14 protein-coding genes are annotated in these 11,856 nt (G+C 47.7%); 10 read left to right on the top strand and 4 right to left on the bottom strand.

What is annotated here, in order from left to right; genetic code table 11:
- Positions 1-362: 362 nt before the first annotated feature.
- A complete protein-coding gene (locus KQX66_RS21745; protein WP_216794900.1) occupies positions 363-1,421 on the bottom strand; it encodes an alpha/beta fold hydrolase in 1,059 nt (352 codons plus the stop codon).
- Between the two features lie 141 nt (positions 1,422-1,562).
- Between KQX66_RS21745 and KQX66_RS21740 the strand changes: the two genes are divergently transcribed.
- The 3 genes from KQX66_RS21740 (at position 1,563) to KQX66_RS21730 (ending at position 3,778) form a co-directional block, all read left to right on the top strand.
- Positions 1,563-2,471 carry a LysR family transcriptional regulator gene (locus KQX66_RS21740; RefSeq protein ID WP_216794899.1) on the top strand — a complete coding sequence of 303 codons (909 nt, stop codon included), beginning with the start codon at positions 1,563-1,565 and terminating at the stop codon, positions 2,469-2,471.
- Positions 2,472-2,548: 77 nt separating this feature from the next.
- Positions 2,549-3,355: an Ig-like domain-containing protein gene (locus tag KQX66_RS21735; RefSeq protein ID WP_216794898.1), complete on the top strand. Its 807-nt coding sequence runs from the start codon at positions 2,549-2,551 to the stop codon at positions 3,353-3,355.
- A 150-nt stretch (positions 3,356-3,505) separates the two neighbouring features.
- Positions 3,506-3,778 (top strand): hypothetical protein, encoded by a 273-nt coding sequence (locus KQX66_RS21730; RefSeq protein ID WP_216794897.1) that lies wholly within the window; start codon positions 3,506-3,508, stop codon positions 3,776-3,778.
- 85 nt (positions 3,779-3,863) lie between these two features.
- Here KQX66_RS21730 and KQX66_RS21725 read toward each other — a convergent pair whose 3' ends face one another.
- Complete coding sequence (locus KQX66_RS21725) at positions 3,864-4,589, bottom strand: ankyrin repeat domain-containing protein (protein WP_216794896.1); 726 nt, start codon at positions 4,587-4,589, stop codon at positions 3,864-3,866.
- A gap of 541 nt (positions 4,590-5,130) precedes the next feature.
- Between KQX66_RS21725 and KQX66_RS21720 the strand changes: the two genes are divergently transcribed.
- A complete protein-coding gene (locus KQX66_RS21720) occupies positions 5,131-5,370 on the top strand; it encodes a hypothetical protein (RefSeq protein WP_216794895.1) in 240 nt (79 codons plus the stop codon).
- Positions 5,371-5,490: 120 nt separating this feature from the next.
- Here the strand turns inward: KQX66_RS21720 and KQX66_RS21715 are convergent, their stop codons facing one another.
- Together KQX66_RS21715 and KQX66_RS21710 are read right to left on the bottom strand one after the other, a co-directional pair.
- Positions 5,491-6,384, bottom strand: a complete 894-nt coding sequence (locus KQX66_RS21715; protein ID WP_216794894.1) for an NAD(P)-dependent oxidoreductase — start codon at positions 6,382-6,384, stop codon at positions 5,491-5,493.
- A gap of 199 nt (positions 6,385-6,583) precedes the next feature.
- Positions 6,584-7,153: a TetR/AcrR family transcriptional regulator gene (locus tag KQX66_RS21710; protein WP_216794893.1), complete on the bottom strand. Its 570-nt coding sequence runs from the start codon at positions 7,151-7,153 to the stop codon at positions 6,584-6,586.
- 374 nt (positions 7,154-7,527) lie between these two features.
- Here KQX66_RS21710 and KQX66_RS21705 point away from each other — a divergent pair, with 374 nt between their 5' ends.
- From KQX66_RS21705 to KQX66_RS21680, 6 genes are all read left to right on the top strand, one after another.
- Positions 7,528-7,926 (top strand): RidA family protein, encoded by a 399-nt coding sequence (locus KQX66_RS21705; protein WP_216794892.1) that lies wholly within the window; start codon positions 7,528-7,530, stop codon positions 7,924-7,926.
- 97 nt (positions 7,927-8,023) lie between these two features.
- A complete protein-coding gene (locus KQX66_RS21700) occupies positions 8,024-8,548 on the top strand; it encodes a DinB family protein (protein ID WP_216794891.1) in 525 nt (174 codons plus the stop codon).
- Between the two features lie 106 nt (positions 8,549-8,654).
- The gene (locus tag KQX66_RS21695; protein WP_216794890.1) at positions 8,655-9,440 is read left to right on the top strand and encodes an alpha/beta fold hydrolase; all 786 of its coding nucleotides are present in this window, start codon (positions 8,655-8,657) and stop codon (positions 9,438-9,440) included.
- Between the two features lie 177 nt (positions 9,441-9,617).
- Positions 9,618-10,274: a phosphatase PAP2 family protein gene (locus KQX66_RS21690; RefSeq protein ID WP_216794889.1), complete on the top strand. Its 657-nt coding sequence runs from the start codon at positions 9,618-9,620 to the stop codon at positions 10,272-10,274.
- Between the two features lie 55 nt (positions 10,275-10,329).
- The gene (locus KQX66_RS21685) at positions 10,330-10,509 is read left to right on the top strand and encodes a hypothetical protein (protein ID WP_308647257.1); all 180 of its coding nucleotides are present in this window, start codon (positions 10,330-10,332) and stop codon (positions 10,507-10,509) included.
- A 64-nt stretch (positions 10,510-10,573) separates the two neighbouring features.
- On the top strand, positions 10,574-11,856 hold a 1,283-nt coding region (locus KQX66_RS21680; RefSeq protein WP_216794887.1), incomplete at its 3' end, for an Ig-like domain-containing protein.

The following is an 11,856-nucleotide window of genomic DNA, read 5'->3' as shown; positions in this document are numbered from 1 at the left end:
TTCATCAAAGAAATGGTACTCCATTACTTCGACGAGCAAGGGTTAAACACCTTCGTTGTATCGTTATTCCGCTGTAGTTTTTTTTGACTGGGAAAAAAAGCATTAATTAAGGATCGATCGTTACGCTACGGGCAGAATTACTCAACAACCACGTCCATACAAAAAGGAGGTCGACCAGTAAGTTCTGGTGACCTCATAATACGATCGGGCAGGATAGTTTATTCAAGAGAGAAATGACCGACGAGACAAATGTTCTTACTTACCTGGAAATGAAGTCCGAGAAATCAAGTTTAATTTTTATAGTATCGAACCTAGTTATTTAGAGAAGAAAGGCCTGAGGATCGCGAAATACCAGCTGAAGCCTAGTTGCCGCTAACAGGACATTCCAATGCTAAGGATGATCTATCCGTTGTACTAAGCACCAACAAGCGTTTTAGGTTATCATCAATAAATGTATTATCGGCACTGTTGATGCCGCGACCGGCAAAATGGCCCCAGATCGACTCGATCGGATTAACAACAGCATTAGGTATAAGCTTAGCCTCGTATTCGTTATCGTCCGCCGAGCAGAAAAGATCTGTGCTCCCTGGCATGACGCAGGCAAGCGCTTTAATACTTTTGAGTGCCCTATCGAAATCTCCGTTATAGGCGGGGTTTGCACTAATATCTGCATGTTGGCCTGTCCATAACATGGCCAAGGTATTGTGCGGATCCATCTTCATAAAGCTATCTTCCCAGACGCCAGCCACAAAATCTGCCAATGAGTCAAATCCCAGCTCACGATAAAGTTCCTCTCTGTAAAACGCCTGCGATACACCCCATCCCGCATAGACACGGCCAACGGCACGCATGTCTGCAGAAGTCAACTGGTTTAGTTTACTCGCATCGAAGCGGGCTGCAGCCATGAGCGGAGCTTTCATCCCGTCCAGGACCACAAACGTATGGGGCCAAGTCTTGGCAACGCCGGCGAAAGGTGCAATTCGTTCTACCATGTCGGGATAACTTGCCCCCCATTGGAATGCTTGAATGCCTCCCATTGACCATCCAACGACGAGAGCGATCTTTTGAATGCCGAATTTTTCGGTCACCAGCCGATGCTGTAATTTAACATTGTCATAGATGGTTACCTGCGGAAAATTAGCCCGGTCGAATGGGGGAGGTGTGTTACTGGGAGACGAAGATAATCCGTTGCCCAGCAGATTTGGAACGATTATGAAATATTTTTGCGGATCTAGTGCCATGCCGTTTCCTATCAACCACTCATTCTGAACATGCTGGTCGCCAAAAGCAGTTGGATAGACGATGACATTATCTTTCTTTTCATTTAAGCTTCCATAAGTCTTATAAGCAAGAAAAGCACTCGGTAACGTCACTCCTGATTGCAAGGTTACGTCACCCAAATCAAAAATCTCATAATCCATCGTATTGTCGCTCCCTTCAAGATGAAACCACACATTGAAAATGTATTTCTTGAACTAAGTATAGACCCGTGGTACTCTCAATAAAAGTGAATCAAATTCAAAATAGTATTCAATAATTTTGAAAGTAAAAGGGGGAGTATGATGGAATTGCGTCAACTGAATACGTTCCGCACGGTTGCATCCACTTTAAATTTCAGTCGAGCTGCGGAAGTGCTAAACTACGTACCCTCCAACGTCACGATGCAAATAAAAGCATTGGAGGAAGAGCTTGGTGTTCGTCTCTTTGACCGCTTGGGCAAGCAGCTCGTTCTCACAACTGCGGGTAAACGCTTTTTAACTCATGTTCAGGGCGTTCTAGACAAATTGGACGAAGCTCGCAGCGTCGTTCATGACAATGAAATTCTAAGCGGTACCCTCACGATCAGTGCCAATGAGGTTATTTGCGCCTATCGGCTTCCGGCTGTCTTTCAACTATTTCGTTCGCAGCATCCGGGAGTTCGTCTCATCTTCCGCTCCGTTCCAAATCAGCAACTCAAGCAAACGCTCTTTGAGGGAACGGCGGATGTCGTCTTTATGCTGGACGAACCCATTCGCTCAACGGGACTTGCAGTGGAACCGTTGCTGGAAGAAAATTTCCGCCTTTTCGTCGCTCCAGATCACCATCTCGCGAAACTAACTGTAGTACAGTTGGAAGATTTTCACGGAGAAGTGTTCCTGACTAATGAAAAGGGTTGTCCCTATCGAACCATGTTTGACCGAGCATTTGAGAAAGGGGGCATTGATACGATTACGTATTTAGAGTTTCAAAGTGCCGAAGCCATTAAACAATGTGCAATTTCGGGAATCGGTATTGCCTTTATTCCTGAAATCGTAGCTGAAGCGGAAGTTGAACGGGGGGAACTTGTTGCTCTTCCATGGCAAATTCCGGACTTGCACGTGTATACACAGATGGTATGGCATAAAGACAAGTGGCTTTCAGCAATCATGTTATCTTTCATAGAAGCAGCAAGGGAGGTTCTCGCTTTAGAGGAGGAGAATAAAACCGTTTAGCATCAATAAAGTTTCTCGTACTCTAGGGCAGCTTTACGAAACAAACTTGTTAAGACGAGGCAAGTTCCAAGAAAATATTGGATGTAAATAATATAGATCTTGGTACGATATTTGATGGAAAGCCTTTTTATGCCGGGTTTACCGCGTCAACAGGATATCTCATTAACGAGAATCATGATATTCATAGCTGGTATTTTGTAAATGAATATGCACCTATTGCTACACTCGATCCGCAAAATGACTATACCCAGAACCAGCCGCCAGCTGTGCCGAATGATGCAAAGGATACGGCGGTAAACACGCCGGTCTCGGGACAAGTCAATGGGACTGATCCGGATGGTGACAGTTTGACCTACCAAGAGGGGAATCAACCGAGCCACGGTACGGTAACGGTTAATAACGACGGTACATGGACGTATACTCCCAATGCAGGCTATATTGGTGACGATACATTTACTGTCATCGTAATTGATGGATACGGCGGGAAATCAGCAACAACAATTACGGTTCACGTCAATCTGAATCCTCCATCTCTGGAATCCATTAAAACGGCAACCATTCAACAAAAAGCGGGCGGGAACACCGATGCGGTTCATCCGGAAGTCGGCGACACGCTGCTTTACACTATCCGGACCAGAAACACGGTTGGAGACAGTCAGGTGAAAAGCTTATCGATCTCCGACAGCCTTCCGGAAGGTCTTGATTATGTGCCTGGCAGCTTGAAGGTTGACGGGGTATCCGCCACGGATGCGGAAGGGGACGACAAAGGGCATTATGCCGCAGGTCAGGTTGTCGGACAGATCGGCGACATAACAGACACCAATTGGCACACGGTTCAATTTCAAACGAACATCAAAGCGGATCAAGGCGGCAAAGACATTTGAAATGTAGCTGCAGTGAATGGCGGCAATGTCGCCACCCCGGACAAGCCGGAAGAACTATCACATTCTCTTCGGAGGCACGTAGTTACTTTTCTCTCTACATGCGAGCATGTAGGATTGACGCAATCAGGCTGTGGAAAAGGAAGGGATAACATGCGAAAGATACTTGGAGCCATACTCGCGGCATCCGGCGCGATCGTCCTTTCCTTGGCCATTATGCAATATGCGGAGCATCGAACGAACATCAAAAAAGCGATGGCAGAAGCGAATGCTTTAATTCATTCGTCGTACGAAGGGAATCTTTCCAAAGAGGAATCGTATAAGCCTCCGGAAAATGTGACCGAATCTATATCCAACCCCGAGCCTCTTATCGACAGAAAAACGTTCAGCCCCAGACCGAACGATCGGTATTTATTCAAAGATTGAGCAATTTCTCGAAAGATTACGCGCTAGCCAAGTTCGCCATCTTCTGTATTTACCAGACCTATGGCCATAGTGCCGCCTGGAACATTTATTGCCCCTTCTGCATCAGCTTCAAGAAGTCTTCCTTGTTATTTGCCGTGGCAATATCAATGGCGGTCTGACCTTTGTCGTTCTTAAGATAAGGATCGGCCTTAGCATCCAGTAAAAGCTTCAACACTTCGGGGTCCTCTTGGGCCACAACGGCGAAATGCAAACTCGTATTTCCTTCAAAGCCTTTAAGGTTCGGATCGAAGCCTTTTTCCAGCAAGAGCTTGATGTATTCTTTGTCGACCCCTGTTGGTTTGGATACACTTCCATGAAGCAAGTTATTTCCATTCTTTTTGGCGACAAAAACCTTCGTGCGGCTATCCTCCAAAAAAATCTTAATTATATTGGGACTGTGTATTAAATGAAGCACTGTCTCGCCTTCATCGTTCTGCACATTCGGATCGGCTCCAGATTTAAGGATAGCCTTGACTACCGTCTCTTCCTCTTTATTCTTATATTTGAATCTATGCCATTGTTTCAAAATCTCCAGTAACAAAAAGTCTTTTTCTTGATTCGAAAGCACGGAAAGATGGTCGAAAACAGTATTAGGATTTTGGTCGGCAGCACTTTTTAGAATAAGATCAGCAATCAAACTCATGCTGTTTTCTTTTTTCATGTCTAGCTCCGATACAGCTTTTGGATTGCCTTCTTTTAGCGTTGCGGGCAGTCTTTCTTTATTGCAAGCCGTTAGGAAAACAAAAAGTATCAACCATAGTACCGGCTTCATAACCTCACCTCACAAGTCTAGACGATTCCAGATAAAGGAAAATTTTATAAAAACAACCCTTAAAATTATACGGGGTTGTTTCATTTATTACGCCCAGCATGGGCGTCATCTATAGATAATGAATAATAAAAATTTTGATCTAATGGCAACAATTATTTTCCGTACTCTGGCGAAAGCAATCGGAGGTGATACGCAAAGCATGTTTCGGCAGCTCAACCGCTAGCTGTATTGATTCGGACCTTTGTGCAGTAAGTAATACTCCTGTGATAATAAATTGCCTAGGTTGAGGCACCATTAAACAAATGAACAGGATAGGTATCATATTTTGCAAATTTATGGCTCTAATGGTCTGGTGAATAGATCCTGATTTGTTGAAGCCCATAGATCTCGGTCTTGGAGACATTCCTCAAGAAATACGAGGAAGATTGTGGATTTTTTGCGAAAGAATTCATTTAAGGGGGCTAGGACAAAATAGGTTAAGGAGTGCGCTGGAAAGTAAATGAACGGCGTGTCCTTCCATAAAGCAAGGAGGTGAGAAGGAATGGCTGAAAACAACGAACGCAAACAGGATGGCGCTTCAGAAGGTAATACAACGAACGCGACGGACACCACCACAGGAGAAGCTGTAGGTACTGCTGGTGGAGGTGTTGTGGGAGCTGTTGTGGGTTCTACTTTGGGACCTATCGGCACCGTTGCAGGCGGTTTGGCTGGAGCAGCGCTGGGGAACAAGGTTGGCGAGAATGCTGAAGGTAACGAAAATACTACGAACCAAACAAAATAAAACGGGCTGGTTGAGAAAAGTTAACGGGGGCCGGGGAATCCCGGATCCCCTATGAATATCCATATCCTCTTTAAAGACTGGGAATCCTTCAGCTAACCGCTGACGGATCCCCAGTCTTTTTCATGCTTGGCTCTGTTTAGCGGCCGAACCGCTACGAAGCACCTTGATAATCGCGGAAACTTCCTCATTTCCATAACCGGCCTCGAGAGCTTTCGCAAAGAGCGGTAAAGCGTGCGCAGGAAATTCAGCATGGATCCCGGCTTCCCGTGTTTGTTGGACGAGACGTTCCACACTATCCGCAGAGGTTTTGAGGGAGCTTTCGGGATTTCCGAAATGCCCTGTCTGGATGACCTTCCCCTGATGCTTGGCTTCCTCCCCAAGTAACGGCGCGATAGCGGCGATCATGGAACCGAAGGAGTCCACCCGTTGATTTTCCGATTCGAGGATGCGCGCCCCATGAGCAAAACCAAGCCATGTTCCCAACAGGTAGGAGATAACAGCTAAAGCCTGCGCAGACGCAGAACCCACCGGCTCGCCCAAATAAATCGAGCTTCCGGCAAGATTCTTGAGAAGCGGTTCGCTTGTCTGGAACGCGGTATGGGAACCCGAAAAGAGGATCACGGTCTCCGCTCCCCCAATATGGCTAGGCCACGCCTGAATCGCTCCGTCCAGATAGTGGGCACCTCGCTCCCGTGCCCAAAGCTCATTGTTTCGCGCTTCCTGCGGGGTACCCGTGCTTAACTGAATCAGAGTGCGGCCGGCAAGGACGGGGGCGACTTCCGTTGTATCCAGGACGCGGGCTGATGTTTCATAATTGGCGACGCAGACGATAGTGATTGGACTCGTGCTAATGGCCGAAGCTGCGGAAGAGGCGAGTTGCGCGCCTTGCTGAACGAGCGATTCTGCTTTCGAGAGCGTCCGGTTCCAGACCGTCACTCGCTTGCCGTTTCTCAGCAGCGTCTGTGCGAGAGCCGTTCCCATAGGCCCCAAACCGATTATAGATACTTCACTCATAGGATGACCTCCCTGCGGTATGTTCGACGAATATGTAATGTGACATTGGACGATACTAAACCGTCTCGTATCACAAAACGAATGATACTATACCGTTTAGTATCATGTCAATCGATAATTTTTTATCACTCCCAAAAAATAAAAAACCTTCGGAGCATATAGGAAATAACCGCGGCTATCCCTATATGCCCCAAAGAGGTCAATCAAGATATTGGTTTATCATCTTTGTCGCAATTTTTTTGAGTTGGGCTGCCGATCCGTCTAATCCGAGTACCGGGACGGAGGAATAGGCTCCATTGATCACCAGCAGAAGCTGATCTGACAAGTCCTCGTCCATCTTACCCGCCTTCTGGCTAAGCTGGGCCAACCGCATGCGCAATGCGCGATTATATTCCAATGCCATCCGGTGGGCAGGATGATTTTCGTCCGAGAATTCGGCAAAAGCGTTGAGAAAGGGACATCCCCGATAATATTCCGGTTTAAATAATTCAATCACGGCGTCGATTAGCGCGATCAGTTGGGCTTTTGGGAACCCTTCGTGCTTAGCGACGGCCTCGTCAAAATGCTCCCAAATGTGATGATCATGTGCCTCAAGATAGGCAGCGATTAATTCATCTTTGGTAGGAAAATGCCGATAGAGGGTCGCTTTACTCAACCCGGACCGCTCTACGATGGTATCCATGCTGATGGCTCGAATCCCTTCACGATAAAACAAATCGGAAGCTACATCCAGTATGCGCTGGCGGGAAGAAGAAGGTGCTGCTGACATGGCTGTTCACCTGACCAATCGTTTATGATTCATTTTGTAGAACCTGTCTATATAGAGACGAAACGGTTCAGTATTAGAGTGTATCATGGAAATTTGCCATCAGCAAGGGCCAGAGGGACGGGCACGCCAATAGACCATATTGGTTAAAATTGACTCAGAAAATGATTTGGATTATATTCTAGTTAAGCCACACTCTTCGCATTTATAAAGAAAGGAGCATTCGATCCATGAAGAAAAAAATGTTAAAGTTCTTATCTTGTGGATACGGATACTCGACTGCTGTTTTTTTCTAGAATTCATTTTACGGGTGAAGTGTGCCTGAAAATTGTGGAAAAAAATAGCAAAAAAAACTTTAGAATGCGAGGTGATTTCAAATGGAACAGGCCAAGATCGTTCGAAAAAATCCGGCAGGAATGCCCGACCCGGTAGGGAACTACACCCATATTACGAAAATCCCCAGAAACGCGGAGCTGTACGTTACTTCCGGTCAAATCGGCGTAGACCGAAATGGCAGCATTCCCGAACCAATGAACGAACAGATCAAGAATACGTTTGACAATATCAAAACCGTTTTACATTCCGAGGAATTAACGTCTGAAAATATTATTAAGGTTAATATATGGGCTACCGAAAAAATCGATTGGGATTATCTAGATGCCGAGTGGGAGAAGCTGTTCGGCAGCAATTATCCCGCCATGACGATTGGTTACATTTCTGAATTAGGATTGCCGGAAATAAAAATAGAAATCGAAGTATGGGCAGCTAAAGTCTAAATCCACTCTCTTTATCCATCCCCACGTAAAAGCCGTGCTTTGACGTGGGATTTTTATTAATCATTTCCGGACGAGCGGGAAGAAAGGAGTAGTGTTCATGAATTTTCATTTGAAAGAAGCGATTGAGGTTCTGGAGCGTACGCCGCAGACGTTGGAGTATTTTTTATCCGGTTTGTCGGACGGATGGGTTAAGTGCAATGAAGGCAAAGGGACATGGAACGTCGTTGAGGTGATTGAGCACCTCATTGAGGGAGAGAAAACGAACTGGGTCCCGAGGTTGGAATTTATTCTTCAGGAAGGTGAAAGCAAACCGTTTCCCCCTTTTGACCGTTATGCCCACTTGAATGAAAAAGCGGAAAAATCGTTTGAACAAAAGCTGGATGAATTCAAAACGATTCGAGCCTCAAATATCGCCAAACTTAAGGGGCTTGTCGATTCTGAAGCGCATCTCGAATTGACGGGCATCCACCCTGCATTTGGGGTCGTCAAGCTGAGAGAATTGCTCTCCACATGGGTTGTTCATGATTTAACCCACATGGCTCAAATTGTTCGAGTCATGGCTGGGAGATACCAGGCGGACGTTGGGCCATGGAAACAATATTTAGGGATATTAAACAAGTAGTAAGGGCAGCCGACATGGAACCTGGACAAAGATAGGCATTCACCTATGGTTACCCGGATGAGTATCTTATTGTTGAAGATACTTCATTTTGTACGGGGGAGTCTATGTGGGAACCTTTGTGAATGTAGAGCCGGGTGTAAAATTATATGTGGAGGATATCAATCCGGGGGGAAGCAAGACCATTGTTTTTATACATGGTTGGCCGTTAAGCCGTAAGCAGTTCGAGTATCAATTTGATGTTCTTCCCGCAATGGGTTACCGCTGTATAGGAATCGACTGGAGGGGCTTTGGCAATTCGGATAAGCCGATAAACGGTTACAATTATAACCGATTGGCCGATGATATCCGCGCGGTAGTCGGTGCGCTGCAATTGCATGACTTCACGCTCGTAGGTCACTCTACGGGCGGGGCGATCGCGATTCGGTATGTGTCCCGGTACAATGGCTACGGAGTGTCTAACCTTGTCCTTGTTGACGCTGCGGCTCCCATAGGCTTTACGCCAGAGACCGCCAATAATTTTCTTCATGAGGCGTTAAATGACCGCCCTAAAATGATGCGGGAAGTTACCGACGGCTTTTTCTTTCAGTATATCACCGCTCCGTTCTCGGAATGGTTTTTTCAACTGGGATTGCAGGCGGCAGGCTGGTCGACCGCGGCCGTCGTCGTTATGCTGAGAGATGAGAAGCTGGATGCCGATCTGCCGCTCCTATCCGTGCCTACCTTAATCGTCCACGGCATTCACGACAAAGTCATTCCCTTTCAACAAGCCCAGGAACTCCATCACAAAATAAGAAATTCACAGCTTGTCCCGTTTCATTATAGCGGCCATGGCCCTTTCTGGGAGGAGCGCAGCAAGTTTAACCAGGTATTGAGTCATTTTATAATGCAATGAAATGACCGGGATTCCTTGATAAATAAGGAGTTCCGGTCTATTTCTTTTTGCTGGACAAAGCAATAAATACTCCTTTTTAGGTATGGAAGCGCGGCTGTGCCGGCTTTATTGTTAAGCTTATGGACTGAGGCGTACGAAGGGTGAAAAGCCAGCAGACAACATCGGTGGAGGGGTTTCTTGAATAGGTCAAATGTCATCTATGCATATTTGTTGAGCCTGCTCACAGCTTGTGGGTTTGGGATCATTGCGCTGGCGGTGAAGGGAGATCGGCTGTTTGCTTTTGATCAAAGCATTTCGTCCTTGATCCAGAGCTGGGAGTCTGCGGGATGGACCCAAGTCATGAAAGGGTTCAGTTGGATCGGTTCCACGATGCCGATTATCGTGCTTTCGCTTGGAATGATCATCGTGCTGTATGTTTTGTTAGGGCGGCGGAAGGAGCTTCTTTTATTTATTGCGGCGATTGGCGGCTCTACGGCAGTAGGATACGTTTCGAAATCGTTGTTCGCTCGGGAGAGACCGAACTTTCACCGGATCATGGAGGAAGACGGGTTTTCGTTTCCGAGTTCGTCGTCGGTTGCCGCCGTCGCTTTGTATGGCATCATCGTTTATTTGTTATGGAGCCATATCCGAAACCGTACGGGGAAAATCGCGCTCACGGCGGCGGCTATGTTCATGATGGTCTGCATCGGTCTGAGCCGAATTTATTTGGGGGTGCATTACCCGAGCGACGTCATCGGCGGAATGCTGGCAGGCGCGGCTTGGCTGTGGCTGTCGATCGCCGTGTACAAACATCTCTCCGGTTCGCATGATAAAAGCGCAAAGTTATCGATGTAATCTGTTTTGTTAACACAGCTTATGATTTATGGCAGTAAAATTAAAGAGACCCCGGGTGAAAAAAGTGGAAAATGCCCTTATTGCTTTTATTAGCATTATGATCTTGGGAGGAGTTATCTTCTATAGCCTTTGGTGGGAAGGCGGGAATGTAGGCTTTAAATTTGCAAAGTGGTTTTTTGGTATTTTTTTTGCAGCGGCGCTGGTTGTTGGCGGCTACACCTACTTTATGAGCTAAGGGTATGGAAATTTAGCTGCATGAAGTAAACTAGGGCACCAAGGGCAAGAACGGAGGATATGTGATGGAAGGCATGAAGCGGAATAAGCGATGGATTGCGATGATTCTTGTGGTTGTGCTTACTTTGGGATTGTTTCCTGGCGGGAATGTGCATGCCGCGGAGCCGCCTGTTTTGGATCAAGAGCAGCCAAATAGAAGCGGAAATGTTTTTGTTAACCGCGATTATCCGAGATATCAAACCTTTACCCCTGCCATTAGCGGTAATCTCAATAAGATTGAGCTTAACGTATTCGATTTTTACGGTGGAACCGGGGCATTACGGTTGGGTATCTATAAAGAAGGCGATCTTGGGACGCCGCTTGCCACAGCAGAGTTGACGTCGTACAGCCCAGGTTGGGTAACGTTCGATTTCTCCGGAGCATTGCCTTATTTGAAGAGAGAGACGATGTATCGAATGGTTGCCTCTACGGAAAATGGAGGAAGCGGTGCGGGTTTTGGGTGGTACACCAGTTCGGGCGATCCCTATAAACGAGGCTATTCGCTGTCGCCAGGGTACGACTTTTCCTTCAGGACCTACATGATTCTGGATTATTCGATATCCCCGGGGGAGAGCGAGGTTTCCAGCGCCCAGTCCAGTCTCGCAGCCGATGGGACAAGTCAGACGACGGTTACCGTGAAGTTGAAGGACGCGCAGGGCAATGCTTGGCCGACCGGAGGGTCGGCGGTTGCGATCGCTTCGACGTTAGGGACGGTTAGCGCTGTAACGGATAACCATGATGGTACTTACACGGCGACGCTGACGGCGCCGACGATGGTAGGTACCGCGACGATCAGCGCAATGGTCGGCGGTTTTCCGATAGCGAAGACGGCGAGCGTCCAGTTCGTGCCGGGAGCGCCGTCGGCAGCAACGAGCGCGGTGGAAGCGGGCAACGTCACCCTTGCGGCGGACGGGGCCAGCCAGACGACGATTAGCGTGAAGCTGAAGGACGCGCAGGGGAATGCTTTGACGAGCGGAGGAGCCGCGGTCGTAATCACGTCGACGTTAGGGACGGTTAGCGCTGTAACGGATAAGCAAAATGGCACCTACACGGCGACGCTGACGGCTCCGATAACGGTAGGCACCGCGACGATTAGCGCGACGGTCGGCGGCAGTGCGCTAGCTTCGACGGCGAGCGTCCAGTTCGTGCCGGGAGTGCCGTCGGCAGCAACGAGCGCGGTGGAAGCGGGCAACGTCACCCTTGCGGCGGACGGGGCCAGCCAAACGACGATCAGCGTGAAGCTGAAGGACGCACAGGGCCATGCCTTGACGAGCGGAGGCGCGGCGGTTGCGATCACGTCGACGTTAGG

The organism is Paenibacillus oleatilyticus, from assembly GCF_018998565.1.
In the GTDB taxonomy this organism is placed as follows: Bacteria; Bacillota; Bacilli; order Paenibacillales; family NBRC-103111; genus Paenibacillus_G; species Paenibacillus_G oleatilyticus.
The sequence above is the reverse complement of the archived record's forward strand: the minus strand, read 5'-3'. Positions and strand labels throughout refer to the sequence as shown.

Coding starts and splice junctions, on each gene's coding strand:
- KQX66_RS21745 (WP_216794900.1), bottom strand. CDS start 1,421: ATGGATTATGAGATTTTTGATTTGGGTGACGTAACCTTGCAATCAGGA.
- KQX66_RS21725 (WP_216794896.1), bottom strand. CDS start 4,589: ATGAAGCCGGTACTATGGTTGATACTTTTTGTTTTCCTAACGGCTTGC.
- KQX66_RS21740 (WP_216794899.1), top strand. CDS start 1,563: ATGGAATTGCGTCAACTGAATACGTTCCGCACGGTTGCATCCACTTTA.
- KQX66_RS21700 (WP_216794891.1), top strand. CDS start 8,024: ATGAATTTTCATTTGAAAGAAGCGATTGAGGTTCTGGAGCGTACGCCG.
- KQX66_RS21705 (WP_216794892.1), top strand. CDS start 7,528: ATGGAACAGGCCAAGATCGTTCGAAAAAATCCGGCAGGAATGCCCGAC.
- KQX66_RS21710 (WP_216794893.1), bottom strand. CDS start 7,153: ATGTCAGCAGCACCTTCTTCTTCCCGCCAGCGCATACTGGATGTAGCT.
- KQX66_RS21715 (WP_216794894.1), bottom strand. CDS start 6,384: ATGAGTGAAGTATCTATAATCGGTTTGGGGCCTATGGGAACGGCTCTC.
- KQX66_RS21720 (WP_216794895.1), top strand. CDS start 5,131: ATGGCTGAAAACAACGAACGCAAACAGGATGGCGCTTCAGAAGGTAAT.
- KQX66_RS21730 (WP_216794897.1), top strand. CDS start 3,506: ATGCGAAAGATACTTGGAGCCATACTCGCGGCATCCGGCGCGATCGTC.